Annotated in this window: 10 protein-coding genes and 6 pseudogenes; 12 read left to right on the top strand and 4 right to left on the bottom strand. The window is 37.4% G+C overall.

All coding sequences use genetic code 11. The features are described 5' to 3' along the window. Positions 1-22 precede the first annotated feature (22 nt). On the bottom strand, positions 23-358 hold the full coding sequence (locus ACFJIZ_RS05085) for a tetratricopeptide repeat protein (RefSeq protein WP_379091266.1): 336 nt from the start codon (positions 356-358) through the stop codon (positions 23-25). 120 nt (positions 359-478) lie between these two features. Between ACFJIZ_RS05085 and ACFJIZ_RS05080 the strand changes: the two are divergent. From ACFJIZ_RS05080 to ACFJIZ_RS05055, 6 genes and pseudogenes are all read left to right on the top strand, one after another. Next, positions 479-1,215 (top strand): annotated as a pseudogene (locus ACFJIZ_RS05080) (electron transfer flavoprotein subunit beta/FixA family protein). 64 nt (positions 1,216-1,279) lie between these two features. Further along, the gene (locus ACFJIZ_RS05075) at positions 1,280-2,248 is read left to right on the top strand and encodes an electron transfer flavoprotein subunit alpha/FixB family protein (protein ID WP_379091264.1); all 969 of its coding nucleotides are present in this window, start codon (positions 1,280-1,282) and stop codon (positions 2,246-2,248) included. 63 nt (positions 2,249-2,311) lie between these two features. Beyond that, positions 2,312-2,927: pseudogene (locus tag ACFJIZ_RS05070) on the top strand (bifunctional nuclease family protein). A 182-nt stretch (positions 2,928-3,109) separates the two neighbouring features. Next, positions 3,110-4,494: pseudogene (locus tag ACFJIZ_RS05065) on the top strand (nucleoside permease). 34 nt (positions 4,495-4,528) lie between these two features. Continuing rightward, a complete protein-coding gene (locus ACFJIZ_RS05060) occupies positions 4,529-5,620 on the top strand; it encodes a DUF3667 domain-containing protein (protein WP_379091262.1) in 1,092 nt (363 codons plus the stop codon). A 42-nt stretch (positions 5,621-5,662) separates the two neighbouring features. Continuing rightward, positions 5,663-6,787, top strand: a complete 1,125-nt coding sequence (locus ACFJIZ_RS05055) for a DUF3667 domain-containing protein (RefSeq protein WP_379091260.1) — start codon at positions 5,663-5,665, stop codon at positions 6,785-6,787. A gap of 58 nt (positions 6,788-6,845) precedes the next feature. On the opposite strand, the pseudogene ACFJIZ_RS05050 reads toward ACFJIZ_RS05055, so the two are convergent. Both ACFJIZ_RS05050 and ACFJIZ_RS05045 read right to left on the bottom strand, forming a co-directional pair. Next, positions 6,846-8,136, bottom strand: a pseudogene (locus ACFJIZ_RS05050) (citrate synthase). 124 nt (positions 8,137-8,260) lie between these two features. Continuing rightward, entirely contained in the window at positions 8,261-8,800 is a 540-nt protein-coding gene (locus ACFJIZ_RS05045) for a DUF3347 domain-containing protein (protein ID WP_379091258.1), read from the bottom strand. A 390-nt stretch (positions 8,801-9,190) separates the two neighbouring features. Between ACFJIZ_RS05045 and ACFJIZ_RS05040 the strand changes: the two genes are divergently transcribed. The 6 genes and pseudogenes from ACFJIZ_RS05040 (at position 9,191) to ACFJIZ_RS05015 (ending at position 14,989) form a co-directional block, all read left to right on the top strand. Next, positions 9,191-9,493 (top strand): LacI family DNA-binding transcriptional regulator, encoded by a 303-nt coding sequence (locus ACFJIZ_RS05040; protein ID WP_379091256.1) that lies wholly within the window; start codon positions 9,191-9,193, stop codon positions 9,491-9,493. Then, positions 9,471-10,166, top strand: coding sequence for a substrate-binding domain-containing protein (locus ACFJIZ_RS05035; RefSeq protein ID WP_379091254.1), 696 nt, complete (start codon positions 9,471-9,473; stop codon positions 10,164-10,166). Before ACFJIZ_RS05040 ends, ACFJIZ_RS05035 begins: the two co-directional genes overlap by 23 nt. Positions 10,167-10,377: 211 nt before the next feature. Beyond that, entirely contained in the window at positions 10,378-10,650 is a 273-nt protein-coding gene (locus ACFJIZ_RS05030; protein WP_379091252.1) for an FGGY family carbohydrate kinase, read from the top strand. After that, a complete protein-coding gene (locus tag ACFJIZ_RS05025) occupies positions 10,628-11,854 on the top strand; it encodes a xylulokinase (protein ID WP_379091250.1) in 1,227 nt (408 codons plus the stop codon). Before ACFJIZ_RS05030 ends, ACFJIZ_RS05025 begins: the two co-directional genes overlap by 23 nt. Positions 11,855-11,880: 26 nt before the next feature. Further along, positions 11,881-13,211: pseudogene (xylA, locus tag ACFJIZ_RS05020) on the top strand (xylose isomerase). A 102-nt stretch (positions 13,212-13,313) separates the two neighbouring features. Then, positions 13,314-14,989, top strand: a pseudogene (locus ACFJIZ_RS05015) (sodium/sugar symporter). Between the two features lie 76 nt (positions 14,990-15,065). Here ACFJIZ_RS05015 and ACFJIZ_RS05010 read toward each other — a convergent pair. Then, positions 15,066-17,084 (bottom strand): OmpA family protein, encoded by a 2,019-nt coding sequence (locus ACFJIZ_RS05010; protein ID WP_379091248.1) that lies wholly within the window; start codon positions 17,082-17,084, stop codon positions 15,066-15,068.

Below are 17,084 nucleotides of genomic sequence, written 5' to 3'. Positions count from 1 at the left end.
AGGTATTCTAAAAAACCGGATATCAATCATCTTCATAATCCAAGCCGGCTGCAGAATTGTAAGCCCCTTGCAGTTCTGATAAGGCATGCATGTCTCTTTTAGCTCTGGCCCTTGCCATTCCTTTTTGATATATATCTATGGCCATATCCGTTTCGCCTTGTTTTTCATATAATTTACCTAGGTGATAATAGGTTCCTACGTAATCAGGATGATCGTTTACCAACCGCAAATAATAGACAAATGCATTTTCTGTGTCATTTAATGAATTATATTCGGTAGCCAAAGCGTATAAAATAAAGGTATCGTTGGGTTCGCTCTCTAAAAATTCCAATAACTTCGCTAATCGTGTGTTTTGCATTTTAAATCCCTGCTTTTTTAATTAGATTTGCACAAAGACAATTTAAAGAATCTATTCTTGGTTAATCTTAAAAAAATTGAACCAAAATAGCTTCATTACCTTTAAAACAAATGTAAACGTATGAAAATATTAGTTTGTATCAGTAATGTGCCCGACACGACTACAAAAATAACTTTTACCAACGATAATACACAATTCAATACTGCAGGAGTACAATTTATTGTAAATCCTTATGATGAGATTGCTTTGTCTAGAGCAATTGAACTTTGTGAAGGTGGAAAAGGAACGGTAACGGTGATCAATGTTGGCGAAAGTGCTACAGAACCTACCATCAGAAAGGCCTTGGCTATCGGTGCTGATGATGCGGTTAGAATTGACGCTGCACCTAGAGATGCGTATTTTACCGCTTTCCAGATTGCAGAATATGCAAAAGCAAATGATTTCGATATCATCTTGTGCGGAAGAGAATCAATTGATTACAATGGTTCTCAGGTTGCGGCAATGATTGGCGAATTTTTAGATATCCCATCCATCTCTATCATTAAAAAATTAGACTATGATGGTTCGACAGCTACGATTGAAAGAGAAATTGAGGGTGGTAAAGAAGTGGTTGCTGTAACAGGTAAGTTTGTGGCCAGCTGTGCCGAAGGTACTGCAGAAGCTAAAATCCCTAACATGAGAGGATGATGTCTGCCAGGACTAAACCTTTAACAGTAGTAGCTGCAAGCCAAATTGAAGAACTAGGTAAAGTGAGTAAATTTGAAACTCCTGCTCCTCGTGGTGCGGTGAAGTTAATTCCAGCAGAAAATGCCGAAGAGTTGATTTCTTTATTGCACACAGAAGCTAAAGTAATCTAGTTAACCCCTATAAATTTTATAAAAGAACTTAAAAAAGTCCCAATTACTGGGATTGGAGGTAAATATGTCAGTATTAGTATATGTAGAACAAGCCGATGGTAAATTCAAGAAATCTGTTTTCGAAGCAGTTTCTTATGCAAAAGCTATCGCCGATAATCAAAATACAAATTTAACCGCAATATCAATTGGTAACGTTGCCGAAAGCGAATTAAAGGAATTAGGCAAATATGGTGCAACTAAAGTATTGAATGTTGCGGCCGACCAATTAAAAAACTTCGTTAACCAGGCTTATGCTTCTGTAGTTGCCGAAGCTGCCCAAAAAGAAAACGCCAATATCGTTGTATTATCTAATTCATTCTCTGGTAAAGGATTAGCGCCACGTATTGCTGTAAAACTTAAGGCTGGTTTGGTAGATGGTGCGGTAGAATTGCCTAATTTTGATGGTGGATTTTCTGTTAAGAAAACTGCTTTCTCTGGTAAAGCTTTTGCCATCACCTCATTGACATCTGCAAATAAAGTAATTGCTTTAAACCCAAATGCTTTTGGGGTAAAAGAAAATGCTGCTGATGCTACAATTGAAAGCTTTAGCCCAGCCATTAAGCCAACTGACCTCACTGCAATTGTAAAAGAAATTGTAAGGGCAACCAACAAGATCTCTTTACCTGATGCAGAATTGGTTGTTTCTGCAGGTAGAGGTTTAAAAGGACCTGAAAACTGGGGAATGATTGAAGAATTGGCAGAACTATTAGGTGCTGCTACGGCTTGTTCAAAACCAGTTTCTGATGCAGATTGGAGACCACACTCAGAACACGTTGGTCAAACAGGTATCGCCATCAGCCCTAATTTATATATCGCCATCGGTATCTCGGGTGCAATCCAGCATTTAGCTGGTGTAAGCTCGTCGAAAGTAATTGTAGTAATCAATAAAGATCCAGAAGCACCTTTCTTTAAAGTTGCAGATTACGGTATTGTTGGTGATGCATTTGAAGTTGTTCCAAAAATTATTGCAGCTTTAAAAGCGCACAAAGGATAATTATATTGTCACCCTTGACCTGCCGAACCTACTTCGGCAGGTTCAAGTTGGCATTTACAATTTATGAAAAAAGTAAAACTCGATATCGTAGGCTTATCTTATAGCCAAACACAATCTGGAGCTTATGCACTTGTTCTGGGCGAAGTTAACGGAAGAAGACGTCTACCCATTATTATAGGTGCTTTTGAGGCGCAGGCCATTGCCATTGAAATTGAAAAGATGACCCCTACGCGCCCACTTACGCACGATCTTTTCAAGTCTTTTGCACAAGCTTACCATATCGAAATTTTAGAAATTATTATCTATAACCTGGTTGATGGTGTTTTCTTTGCCAAACTGATCTGTACAGATGGACAGAATACGCAAGAAATCGATGCCCGTACATCAGATGCAATCGCCTTGGCTGTTAGGTTCAATGCGGTAATCTACACCTATGAATTTATTCTATCTTCTGCCGGAATAGTAATTGAAGGCAATGATTTTCTATTCTTGGAAAACATGGAAGCCATTACCAAAGAACACAGTTCTGAAGATATGCCCACCACTATTCCAGGTTCTGGCTACCAGTCTTTAACGCTCGAAGAACTTCAAGAAAAACTAGAAGAAGCATTAGCCGATGAGGCTTATGAAAAAGCAGCTCGGAATTAGAGATGAAATCAACAAAAGAAATTCAGCTTAATCGAACAAAATTTTAAGTTTCCAGTTTTCCTTTTTAGCACCTAATGATATAACAATCAATAACTATCAGAACAATTGCTAAAAACATCCTTCTATTTCAACATTTTTGATATGCATGTAGTTATTGTTTCAAAATAATTATAACTTACAGCTGCTTTTAACTCAACAAAAAACTATTCTAATATGAACATTAAGTTTCGCCTAACCCTGATGAATTTTCTACAATTCTTTGTTTGGGGTGCTTGGCTGATTACAATTGCCAATTATTGGTTTGGCACCAAACAATGGGATGGCACTCAGTTCGGAGCTATTTTTGCCACAATGGGTTTTGCTTCGTTATTTATGCCCACCATTACAGGATCATCGCTGATAAGTGGATCAATGCAGAAAAACTTTATGCAATGCTTCATATTCTATATGCTGGGGTATTATTTTATCTCCCACAGGTAGAAACACCTAATAGTTTTTTCTGGGTAATGCTGTTGGCCATGTGTTTTTATATGCCAACCATCTCTTTAAGTAATTCCATTTCCTATACAACCTTAAAATCGGGTAAGTTAGATGTAGTCAAAGATTTTCCACCCATCAGGGTTTGGGGAACTGTTGGTTTCATTGCTGCCATGTGGATCACCAATCTAACAGATAGCAAAGCGAGCGCTTATCAGTTTTACATTGCGGGTATTGCCGCATTAGGTTTGGGTATATATGCTTTAACCCTACCGGCCTGCAAACCATCCAAACTGATTGACGAAAAGACAACTTTGGCTCAAAAACTGGGTTTAGAAGCGTTCAAGCTATTTGCCAATTATAAAATGGCCTTGTTCTTTATTTTCTCTATGTTTTTAGGTGGTGCATTACAATTAACCAATGCCTATGGGGATGTATTTTTAGATGAATTTAAACACTTTCCAAAATATGTAGATTCGTTTGTGGTTAAATATTCGACCATTATCATGTCTATTTCGCAGATTTCTGAAACTTTATTTATCCTGGCCATACCTTTCTTCCTCAAACGTTTTGGTATCAAAAAGGTAATGATCATTGCCATGTTGGCTTGGGTTTTCCGTTTTGGCCTATTTGCCTATGGGGATCCATCTGGTAATTTATGGATGATCGTAATGTCATGTGTAGTGTACGGAATGGCTTTCGACTTCTTTAACATTTCAGGTTCTTTATTCGTAGAAACTTCTACCACTGCCAAAACACGTTCGTCGGCGCAAGGCCTGTTTATGATGATGACCAATGGTTTCGGTGCCGTATTTGGTAGTTTGGTTTCAGGCTGGATGATTGACAAATACTTCACCAAAACCTTTACTTCAATTCAAGCAACTGCTGATTTTGTTGGCTCAGAGACTACAAATAGCCATCTATTGAATTTTGTAAAAACACAAGGCGTAAATGTATTGGAAAATGGAACTTTCGATAAAGCCATCAACATGAAAGACTGGCACCACATCTGGCTTTCTTTTACCATATATGCCTTGATCATTACGGTTTTGTTTGTTATCTTTTTTAAGCATAAACATACCAGAGCTGAAGTAGAAGCCATTGAAGCCATCAGTCATTAATCAAAATGCTTTAAACTAACCACATTTCATTCCCATGTCATCCGTTAAACTTAGAAAAGAAAAAGATTGTCTTAATTGTGGTCATATTGTAGAAGAGAAGTTCTGTCCAAACTGTGGTCAGGAAAACATCGTCGTAAAAGAAGATGCCTTACACATGGTAGCGCATGCTATTGCAGATTATTTCCATTTTGAACATAAGTTTTTTGGTACCTTAAAGCCACTTTTATTAAAGCCAGGACAACTCACCAAATCATATGTAGCGGGAAAAAGGGTATCGTTCATCCATCCTATCCGCTTATACATCTTTGTGAGCATCGTTTTTTTCATTGCCATTTTTAGTGGTAAAGAACCAGAGAAGGATGAAATCGAAGCATCAAAAACTACGACTACGGTAAATACAAAAGAAAAAGATAGTCTGGCCGATATTGACGTAAAGAACTTAGAAAAAACTTTGTCTTATATTCCTGTAGACCGCAAGTTGAAGGATAGCATTATAAATGAAGCTAAAAAAGATGTCCTAAAAGATAGCGCCAATGCTGGTGTTAAATTTGGAATGGGAAAAAAGAAAAAATGGAACAAATTTGGTGGAGATTGGGTATCAAGTGATACAACTGTTGCCGAATATGAAAAAAAACAATTGGCTCTTCCAAAAGCAGAAAGAGATGGTTTTATCCAACACTATTTTGCAAAACGGATTATAGAATTGAACCAATATCCAAATCCAGGAGAAAAATTTAAGGAAGATCTATTGCATAACATCCCTAAAATGATGTTCTTGTTATTGCCTATGTTTGCCTTGATCTTGAAGTTGGTGTACATTAATAAAAAGAGGTTTTATTACGAACACATTATCTATTCCTTCCATTTACATTCGGCCATGTTCTTAAGTATACTGGTAATGATGTTGCTCAAATGGTTATTTGGTTTTGTGGTAGATATTAGTGGTTGGCTTGAGTTTATCTGTACCATCTATATCATTTGGTACATCTATCGATCTTTACGAACATTTTACGGAAGCAAAAGATGGATCACCATCCTCAAAATGTTCTTCTTGGGCTTTTGTTATATGATCGTATTCACCATTTGTATTTTAATTGTAATGGCCTTTAGTTTTGTAATGGTCTAGTTTCTTAAAAGTGAAATTTAAAAATCAAACACTTTCTTTTTAATGTCTAACGGAAAATATAGAAAAGACCACAATTGTTTAAACTGTGGATCGCATGTAGAAGAACATTACTGTAGTAGATGTGGTCAACCAAACTTAGAGCTCAAAGAAAATTTCTGGCAGTTTATCAGCCATAGCATAGCCCATTATTTTCATTTTGACAATAAGTTCTTCCAGACTTTGGTTCCCTTATTGACCAAACCTGGAAAAGTAACTTTAGATTACCTAGCAGGTAAAAGAGCCAGGTATATCAACCCGGTAAGCATGTATATTTTTGTGTCGATTGTCTACTTTCTAGTAGTTTCCACTCCAAAAAAAATCAAGGAAACAAAGAAAGAAAGTGCCGTGGTTGCTCAAAACATACAGAAGGTTGATGCGTTGGATAGTTTGGAGCAGCCTTTAGATGACCTTGATCTTGGAAAAAGCAAACTGCTCAGTAGAGCTAAAAAATCGTTGAAGGAAAGTATGATCAAAGAAACCTTCTCAAGGTATACCTTTAAACAGCAGGACACGGTTTTAAAAGACTTAAAGGCACAAAACTTAGTTAAAAATTCAGATTCATTAACCGAACTCATCGAGGTATTGGACCATATCCATGTCAAAAGACAAGACAGTACCTATCTCTCCTACATGGAAAGACAAAAGACATTGCCTATCATGGAAAGAGATAATTTCTTTGAAAGGCTAGTGAAAAAACGAAGTATTGAAATGGGACAAAACTCTGAAATCATACACGAGCAATTGGAACACAACAGGCCTAAACAATATTTCTTGCTGATGCCCTTGATGGCCCTTTTCATCTTGATCAATTTTAGAAAAAACCATATCTATTACCTAGACCATTTAATTTTTACCATACATGGAATGACTGCTTTCTTTCTGGTACAGATCATTACCAAACCACTGAATAAATATGTTTTTGGAGAAGATTCTATTTTAAGCACTATTATTTCACTTGTGGTAGTCGCTTGGTTGTTATGGTATATGTTTAAAAGTCTGAAGGTTTTTTACAACCGCAGTAATTCGACAACCGTTTGGAGAATGTTTGCAATATTTGTACTTTATAGTATTGCATTTAAAATTACAGAGGTAATCATTCTTAATATTATCTACTATGTAGCAGTATAAAAAAAGAAAAGGCTCATTAATTATTAATGAGCCTTTTCTATAATTGGTTTAAACCTTTTTATTTTCTATCTGCAATATCAACAAACTCCATGTTCACATCACCTACATAAACTTGACGAGGGCGGCCAATTGGTTCTTTATTTTCGTGCATCTCTTTCCATTGTGCAATCCATCCTGGTAAGCGACCTAAGGCAAACAATACCGTAAACATATCAGTAGGGAAACCTAATGCCCTGTAAATGATGCCAGAATAAAAATCTACGTTTGGATACAATTTACGATCGATAAAGTAAGGGTCGTTCAATGCTGCTTCTTCCAGTTTTTTAGCAATTTCCAATACTGGATCGTTGATTCCTAATTTTTCTAAGATATCATCGCAAGCTTTTTTGATGATTTTTGCTCTTGGATCAAAGTTTTTATATACACGGTGACCAAATCCCATCATACGGAAAGGATCATTTTTGTCTTTGGCTTTATTGATCCATTTTTCAGTATCACCACCATCCTCTTTGATCAATTCTAACATTTCGATTACTGCTTGGTTGGCACCACCATGTAATGGACCCCATAAAGCAGAAATACCTGCAGAAACCGAAGCATAAAGATTACAATCTGAAGAACCTACCATTCTTACCGTAGAAGCAGAGCAGTTTTGCTCGTGATCAGCGTGCAAGATCAACAAGGTATTCATGGCACTTACTACAACCGGATCAATTTCTACTTCTTCTGTACGCTGACCAAAAATCATGTTCATGAAATTGGTTACATAATCATATTTGTTTTTAGGATAGATCAGTGGATGTCCTAAAGATTTTTTATAGATGAAGGAAACAATAGTTGGGAATTTGGCCAACAATTTGATCATCGTTAAATTCATTTCTTCTTTTGAAGAATTGGCATTTAACGACTCTGGGTAAAAAGTAGACAAAGAACAAACCAGAGAAGCCACTTGCGCCATAGGATGTGATTTAGAAGGATAGCCATCTAAAAATTTCTTCATATCCTCGTGGATCAAAGGTATGTCTACTGATCGTGCTTTGGAATTCGTCTAATTCTGCTTTTTTAGGCAAAGCGCCATATATCAATAAATAAGCAACTTCTAAAAAAGTAGACTTTTCTGCTAATTGCTCAATAGGGTAACCACGATATTTTAAAATACCTAATTCACCATCCAAAAAAGTAATGGCACTTTTTGTAGATCCAGTGTTTTTATAACCTAAATCTAAAGTAATGTGACCAGTAAGGTCTCTTAATTTTGAAATATCGATGGCCTTCTCACCCTCGGTACCAGTAATTACTGGAAACTCGTAAGTTTTACCGTCTATCTTAATTTCTGCAATAGCTGACATATATCTTATAATTTATAAATAACAAAAATAGTTAATCTGTTTCTAAAAATCGGCCTCCAAACCTAACAATGATGTTAAATTCATGTTAATTTTTACACGAAAGCCTCAATAATAAGCGAAAAAATTATTTTGCTTTAATTTCTTCTACTACGGCCCCACATTCCATCATTTCACTTCCGTAATATGGGTTTTGGATTTTCTTTTCTGATGACAACCAATCACCGCCATCTCCTTTGTTGGCCATTGGGCAATGTTGTACAAAGATCGTTCCTGAGTTTAGGTCAGCATGTTTAAACATTGCAATTACATCAGAGCTTAATGCCGTAAATTCTTTCCGTTGTCCAACAAGATCTTTAGAAGCTTCAATTTTCTGGGCAATCAATGCTGTATTTTCACAACCACTATAGTTTTTCAGTTCAGTGGCCAAAGTTTTTGCAGCTGTTTGTGCTTCTGTTGGCTTGGCAGCGACCAATGCATCTTTTAAATTAATGTATGATGCATAAATAGATTGCAATTTCGCTTCTTTAAAGCTAACGCCAGATACGGCAACAGTTTCTACTTGTTTAGCGGTAGAGTCTTTAGTTTCAGCTTTTTGATCTGTTGCATTGTTACATGCCATCAATACTGCTACAGCCGAAATCCCTAAATATTTTTTTATTTGCATTTTTATTTGGTTAGATTAAGGTTTGACACCCTAATTGATCATAGATTTTGTATTTCGCTCAAAATAGCATTTATAATTCTAAAATCGCAAAAAAAGCCACTTAAAAAGTGATCATTCAACAATAAAATTAGATTTTAATTATAATTCAAAAACAAGGATTTGTGCAATAACATGGATATGATGCGATTTTTTAGTTGTAAAATACTCAAACCCAAACTACTAACGGTAATAAAGTTTTATTTGATGATCAAAGAACATTTTTCTTCTGAAAAATGAAAATGCAATCGATTGTATTACCTCAATTGAATTATTTTTTTAACGTTATGAAAGATGTGATTTTTTTATTTAGTTTGCTCCATCAAACTCATAGATTTTAACTTACTTTACCCTGTGAAAAAGAAAACCACTATATATGATATTGCTAAAGCGCTAAACATTACAGTTTCTACTGTGTCTAGAGCACTTAGTGGTTTTCCAGCAATTAGCGAAACAACCAGAGAGGCTGTATTCCAAACTGCCAAAAAGTTGAACTATAGTCCAAATCGGCTGGCTTCTGCCTTAAAATCTGGAAAGACCTATATTATAGGTGTAATTGTACCTAGTGTACAGGCACATTTTTTCGCCTCTATCATCCATAGTATTGAAGAAGGATTAAGGAACAGTGGTTATCGTGTCGATCCTTTATCAGTCTAATGAGTCTGTTGAAAATGAGATCAATGGAGTTAAAACACTACTTGAAGCCCAAGTTGATGGAATTATTGCATCAATGTCTTTAGAAACAGAAGATGTTTCACATTTTGCCGAGATCATTGAGCAGAACAAACCATTGATCTTGTTTGATCGTGTACACGAAGACCTAAAAGTGCCAACCGTAACATTAGACGACTTTAAAGCGGGTTATATGGCCACTCAACATTTGATTGACCGAGGTTATAAAAATATCGCTTTTGTAACGACTGTACATCAGATTAAAATTTTTAATGATAGGTTAAAAGGTTATTGGGCAGCACTTAAGGATAACAACTTACCCATAGTTGAAGAAAATATTATTTTCGGAGGTTTATCAATCAAAGATGGCAGATTTGGAGCCGGTAAACTGATGCGCAATGAGGTCAGGCCCGATGCTATTATAGCTGGCGATGACTTTACAGCACTTGGTGTAATTAAAAAGCTAAAGGAAGTGAATGAAACGCCTCCTAAAATTGGGGTAATTGGTTTTGCCAACGAGGCATTTTCGGCCTACATCACCCCTAACCTATCCACGATAGACCAACACCCAAATCAAATGGGGAGTGAATGTTCAAAGCTCTTTTTAAGCATGATCAACAAGAAGACCCCTATCAAAACATTAAAAACATCATTATAGAGTCCTTCATTAGTCGAAAGACAATCTACAGATAATTTAACTGCAGAATAATAAGCCCTTCTCTTCCAGTATGCTTTACCATGCCTGCAAATGGAAAGTAAATTTCATTAACACCTCTTAGTGGTTTGAAAAAAATTAAAGAATATTTGACTTTGTAGAATTAACCTATATCTTTATGCAACCGTTTGCATAAACCAAATATAAAATTTAAATGTATTTACTAGGTATTGATATAGGCACTTCTTCTATAAAAGTAGCAGTTGTTGATGTGCACGCCCAAAAGAGTGTGGCTACTGCACAATATCCAGCCGAAGAGACTGAAATAAAAGCTATCCATCCAGGCTGGGCAGAACAATCGCCTATGGATTGGTGGCACAATGCGCAACAGGCCATCTTAAAAGTAAATGCTTTACATCTTTTCGAATCCAAAGAGAATCAAAGCCATCGGTATCGCTTACCAGATGCATGGTTTGGTTGTGGTTGACAGAGACCAGAAAGTTTTACGTGACAGTATTATATGGTGCGACAGTAGAGCGGTTGAATTGGGCGAAAAAGCTTTTGATGCCATAGGTAATGAAAAATCACTAAGCCATCTGTTAAATTCTCCAGGAAACTTTACTGCTTCCAAACTAGCTTGGGTAAAACAAAATGAACCAAAAATCTATAATCAGATTGACAAGATCATGTTACCAGGCGATTTTATTGCCATGAAACTAACTGGCGAAATCACCACCAGCATCCCTGCCCTATCTGAAGGTATTTTTTGGGATTTTAAAAAGGACGAAATCTCTAAAGATGTGATGGACTATTATAAACTGGATCAAAAATTAATTCCAGAAATCAGACCACTTTTTGCAGAACACGGTTACTTAAAAGAAGAAATAGCAAAACTATTAGGCTTAAAAGAAGGCATACCTGTTGCTTACAAAGCTGGAGATCAACCTAACAATGCCCTGTCTTTAAACGTATTACAACCAGGTGAAGTGGCTGCTACGGCAGGTACGTCTGGAGTAATCTATGGTGTAAGTGACCAGCTCACCTACGATCCACAATCTAGGGTAAATACTTTTGCCCATGTAACCTATTCACCAACTCAAAAACATACGGGGGTATTGCTTTGTATCAATGGTACAGGGAGCATGTATCGCTGGGCAAAGCATAATTTTGCACCCCATCTCTCCTATGCAGAGCTGAACCACTTTGCAGCCCAAGCACCAATTGGTAGTAAAGGCTTAAAGGTTTTACCCTTTGGCAATGGTGCAGAACGGATGTTGAACAATAAATATACAGGTGCACAATTACTTGGTATAGACCTTAATATCCATAACCAATCTGATATTTTTAGAGCAGTACAAGAAGGTATTGCTTTCTCTTTCAGGTATGGATTAGACATTATGCGTGAAAACGGAATGCAACCCAAAGTAATCCGGGCCGGAAAAGCGAACCTGTTTCTGAGCGACCTGTTTACACAAACGTTTGTAGATGTAACAGGTGTACCTGTAGAATTATACGAAAACAATGGCAGTGTGGGTGCAGCCTTAGGTGCAGGGATTGGTGCTGGGATATTTAAAGATTCGGCCGATGCCTTCTCCCAACATCAATTGCTAAAATATGTGGCCCCTAAAAATGCCTTAGCATACGAGCCGATCTATCAGAATTGGAAAGCACAATTGATCAAAGCTTTATAAAATTAGAATCACTAAATATAATTACAATGACAAAAGTAGTAAAAGGAGAAAAGGAGTTTTTTAAAGGGATAGCGCAAATACAATTCGAAGGTTTGCAGAGCGATAATCCGATGGCCTTTAGATGGTATGAAGCAGATAAAGTAGTGGCAGGTAAAACCATGAGCGAGCATTTTAAATTTGCCTGTGCGTATTGGCATTCGTTCAATGCAAATGGTGCAGATCCTTTTGGTGGGGCTACACATGTTTTTCCATGGGATGAAAAGAAAGATGCCATTGAACGTGCCAAAGACAAAATGGATGCTGCTTTTGAGTTTATCACCAAAATGCAGATACCTTATTACTGTTTCCATGATGTAGATATTGTCGATTATACAGATAACATTGCTGAGAATGAGCATCGATTACAGACCTTGGTTGAATATGCCAAATTGAAACAGGCAGAAAGTGGCGTAAAATTACTTTGGGGAACGGCAAACCTTTTCAGTCACCAAAGATATATGAACGGTGCTTCTACCAATCCAGATTTTCATGTGCTGGCACATGGAGCTGCACAAGTTAAAGCCGCTTTAGATGCCACCATTGCTTTGGGAGGTGAAAATTATGTGTTTTGGGGAGGAAGAGAAGGATACATGAGCCTCCTCAATACCAATATGAAACGTGAACAAGAGCACTTGGCCAAATTTTTACATGCAGCGAAAGACTATGCCCGTAAACAAGGTTTTAAAGGTACCTTTTTTGTGGAACCAAAACCTTGCGAACCTTCTAAACACCAATATGATTACGATGCGGCAACAGTAAAAAGCTTTTTACAGCAATACGACCTGCTGAATGATTTTAAATTAAACTTAGAGGTAAACCATGCTACATTGGCTGGACATACTTTCCAACACGAACTACAGGTTGCTGTAGATAGTGGTCTGTTGGGTTCTATCGACGCCAATCGTGGCGATTATCAAAATGGATGGGACACCGACCAATTTCCTAACGATATCAATGAATTGACAGAATCGATGTTGATCATTTTAGAAGGTGGCGGCCTAAAAGGTGGTGGCGTAAACTTCGATGCCAAGATCGACGCAATTCTACCGATCCAAAAGACCTATTTTATGCACACATTGGTGGAATGGATATTTTTGCCCGCGCATTGATCACTGCCGATGCCATTCTTCAAAAATCAGATTACAAAAAAATCAGAACCGAACGTTATGCCTCATTTGATAGTGGAAAGGGGGCAGAATTTGAACAAGGTAAACTTACCTTGGAAGACCTTAGAAATTATGCTGCAGCAAATGGAGAACCTGTCATTATCAGCGGCAAACAAGAATACCTAGAAAATTTGATCAATAGATACATCTAAGCTTAACCAACTCAACAACAATTTGATATGTAGTTAAATTGTTATCGAACGCTATTTACCTATTGATTACTTTTAGAATGCTAAACCAAAAAACCATAATGAATGAAAACTAATTTACTAGACACGAAGGATTATATCGTTTTTTTGATCTATTTCGTTATTGTAGCTGCGTATGGCCTATATATCTACAAAAAGAAGAAATCTGCCACAGGTGGCTCCAAAGACTACTTCTTAGCCGAAGGGTCTTTAACCTGGTGGGCCATTGGTGCCTCATTGATTGCCTCTAACATTTCAGCCGAACAGTTTATCGGGATGAGCGGATCAGGCTTTAAAATGGGGCTTGCTATAGCCACTTACGAATGGATGGCAGCGGCAACCTTGATTGTAGTTGCGGTATTTTTTATACCAGTATACCTCAAGAACAAGATATTTACCATGCCGCAATTTCTTCACCAACGTTACAATGGTACAGTGGCAATGATCATGGCAGTTTTTTGGCTCTTGTTGTATGTGGTGGTTAACCTCACCTCTATTCTTTACTTGGGTGCTTTGGCTGTAAGTAGCATCTCTGGTTTCAGTATCGATACTTGTATGTATGCCATTGCTGCATTTGCCATTATCATTACCCTAGGTGGCATGAAGGTGATTGGTTATACAGATGTTATCCAAGTGTTCTTTTTGATACTGGGTGGCCTCGCAACCACTTATCTTGCTTTAAACCTGGTATCAGACCATTATGGAACCAAAGGTATTCTTGAAGGCTACAACGTAATGACTTCCAAGGCCTCAGAACATTTCCACATGATCCTTAAGCCGGATAACGAAAACTATATCGATCTACCTGGTTTAAGTGTATTGGTTGGTGGGATGTGATCGTCAACCTCAATTATTGGGGCTGTAACCAATACATTACCCAGCGTGCCTTAGGTGCCGATCTTAAAACTGCCCGTAGCGGGATTTTATTTGCAGCTTTCTTAAAACTATTGATGCCAATCATCGTCGTATTACCAGGTATTGCTGCTTATGTTCTATATAAGGATGGTGCTTTTCAGACCGAAATGTTGCAAGATGGCAGCGTAAACCCTGATCGTGCCTACCCTGTGTTGCTAAATCTGTTGCCAGCTGGCCTAAAAGGACTTTCTTTTGCTGCCCTAACTGCGGCCGTTGTAGCTTCTTTAGCGGGTAAAGCCAATAGTATTGCCACCATCTTTACTTTAGATATTTATAAAAAAGTACTTAAGACCGATGCTTCCGAGAAAAATCTGGTAATTGTTGGTAAAATTGCCATTATCGGATCTATGGTATTGGGTGTATTGATTGCACCACATTTGGGTATCGATAAAAAGGGTGGTTTCCAATATATCCAAGAGTATACTGGTTTTGTATCTCCTGGTATATTTGCCATGTTTATTTTAGGCTTCTTCTGGAAAAGAACTACTTCTAATGCCGCTTTATTTGCAACGATTGGTGGCTTCGGATTATCGTTGTTATTAAAGTTCTTACCAGGAATGGTAGACCTTTCTTTCCTTTCGCATGTAGGGTTTTCTGTTAAAAATGCAGTTGGAGTTTACGAAATTCCTTTTATTGACAGGATGGGCTTTGTGTTCTTGTTCTGTATCATTGGTATGTATATCATCAGTATGTTCGAAAATAGAAACGGAGTTAATCCAAAAGGTCTGGAAATTGATTCTAAAATGTTTAAAACCACTACTGGTTTTGCCGTTGGTGCTTTATTGATCATTGGATTATTGGTTGCCCTTTATACAATCTACTGGTAATCCTTATTCTTCTTTATCATATTGTAGAATAAAGATTAACAAAAAAGCCTTCTAGAAATCTAGAAGGCTTTTGATCTTATTTGCTTTTGGTAACCTTAAATTCTGTTCTTCGATTAAGGGCCCTACCTTCTGGGTTATCCTTACCGTCAATGGTGGTATTTGGTGCGATAGGTTGGCTATAACCATAGCCTCTCCAAGTCATCCTGCTTTCGCTAACCCCTTTGCTCACCAGATAATCTACACATGATCTTGCACGTCTGGCCGATAGGTCGAGGTTATAAGCTTCGGTACCGATGATATCTGTATGTGCGCTCAATTCAATCTCAATATTAGGATTATCCACCATCACGTTGTATAGATTATCCAACGTTACTTTTGATGCTTCTGTCAACTCTGCTTTATCAAACTCGTAAAAGATATTTTCCAATACAATAGGTTTGTCAATTACAATTGGTTCTAAACATAGGTTTGCACTTAACAAAGTATCTGCCACCACCAATTGATCATAAGTATAATTCAGATTTTTGGCAAAATAGTTATCCATGGTAGCATTCAACTGTAGACCGCGGTTAGAATTGAGCTGAAAGCTATAACTTCCGTTGGCATCAGTTAATACAGATTGTTTCTCTATATCATTACCTGTTAAGGTGATTTTAGCGCCTTCTAAGGGTTTCATCGTGGCACAATCGATCAAAGCGCCTGTTACCGTCAAATGTTTTCTGGAAACCTGAAAAACCTCCAAACAACAAACCGATTCTCTATCAGAACTGATGTAACCATCTTTGTCCTGATCATCCAAGGAAGTAAAATAGATATCGTCTTTTGCCGAGTTGAACGGGTAGCCCATATTGGCAGGTGTTGTCCAATTCTCGAAATCACCAGTACTTTCATAAAAATCAAAACCACCTAAACCTACTTTACCATTGCTACTGTACAATAGCTTTTTGGTCTTGTAATTATAATACGGTGCTTGATCGTCTTCACTTGTATTGATCTTAGACCCCATGTTGGTAGCTTTACCAACAGTTCCATCAGCAGCTAATGTAGCATACCAAAGATCGTATTTTCCAGAGCCTCCAGGTCTATCAGAAGAGAAAACAAGGTACTTGCTGTCTTTGGTAATATAAGGCTGAATAGAATTGTATCCTTCAACATTGATTTCATTGCCTAAAGCAATCGGATCAGACCAATTGGTACCTACTCTTCTAGAAATGTAAATGCTTCTTATCTTTTCGTCTTTATTTACCCAAGCAGTAATGAACATGATGTTGCCATTTGGATGGAAGGCAATAGCTGCAGACTCCATCTTTTTAACATCAATAGGTACTTTTTTAACACTTACATTAGATGCACGAGCACTGTTGTCTTGTATGGCATAAATGGTATTGATATATGGGCTTTCTTTTCTAACTACTTTAGGGGCATTTTGTGCACCGCCCAATACTTGGTTTTTCCCCGCAATCATATTTACAGGTCGCGATGAGGTAAAATAAAAGATCTGATTGTTCAATACCGGAGCATAGTTGGAACCTGCTTGGTTGATGTCGTTCTGCAACCTGGCCAGTTTATACAACCTCGGGTATTTCATCTCGTTCAAAGCGTATCTGCACGATTGGATTTCGAGTTCCGCTTTTTCTTTGTAACCATCGTTGAGTGCATATTTGGCTGAAAAGTTATTGAAAGCGGTAATTGCATCTTCATACTTTTTGTTGGCCCTTAAACAATCGCCATACCAATAAGTACTCAAAGCATATTTTGGGTTGGTAAATCCATTGGCGATGAGGTACCATTTTTCGGCATCCTGAAAGTTTTTGTACAACCTTAATGAGGAAGCCAATTGAAATACCAGGTATTCATATTCATCCTTTTTGATTTCGCCTTTTTGTTCCTTTACCTTACTTTCGAATGCATAGGGAACAGTAAAACCAACACTGTCTGAAGAAATCTGCAATGACCTTTTATAATATTCTGCCGCGGCATAATATTCTTTATTGATGAAATAGACATCGGCCACTCTCCTGTTGTTAGAAACCATTTGGGCTTTAGCTAACGAAAGGGTACAAAACAGTACGAGAAAAATTTTAATGGTCTTCAT

The organism is Pedobacter sp. UC225_65, from assembly GCF_042698365.1.
Taxonomy (GTDB): domain Bacteria; phylum Bacteroidota; class Bacteroidia; order Sphingobacteriales; family Sphingobacteriaceae; genus Pedobacter.
The sequence above is the reverse complement of the archived record's forward strand: the minus strand, read 5'-3'. Positions and strand labels throughout refer to the sequence as shown.

Excerpts from the sequence above, each read along its gene's own strand:
- ACFJIZ_RS05085 (WP_379091266.1), bottom strand. The coding sequence starts at position 358 with ATGCAAAACACACGATTAGCGAAGTTATTGGAATTTTTAGAGAGCGAA.
- ACFJIZ_RS05075 (WP_379091264.1), top strand. The coding sequence starts at position 1,280 with ATGTCAGTATTAGTATATGTAGAACAAGCCGATGGTAAATTCAAGAAA.
- ACFJIZ_RS05060 (WP_379091262.1), top strand. The coding sequence starts at position 4,529 with ATGTCATCCGTTAAACTTAGAAAAGAAAAAGATTGTCTTAATTGTGGT.
- ACFJIZ_RS05055 (WP_379091260.1), top strand. The coding sequence starts at position 5,663 with ATGTCTAACGGAAAATATAGAAAAGACCACAATTGTTTAAACTGTGGA.
- ACFJIZ_RS05045 (WP_379091258.1), bottom strand. The coding sequence starts at position 8,800 with ATGCAAATAAAAAAATATTTAGGGATTTCGGCTGTAGCAGTATTGATG.
- ACFJIZ_RS05030 (WP_379091252.1), top strand. The coding sequence starts at position 10,378 with ATGTATTTACTAGGTATTGATATAGGCACTTCTTCTATAAAAGTAGCA.
- ACFJIZ_RS05025 (WP_379091250.1), top strand. The coding sequence starts at position 10,628 with ATGCATGGTTTGGTTGTGGTTGACAGAGACCAGAAAGTTTTACGTGAC.
- ACFJIZ_RS05010 (WP_379091248.1), bottom strand. The coding sequence starts at position 17,084 with ATGAAGACCATTAAAATTTTTCTCGTACTGTTTTGTACCCTTTCGTTA.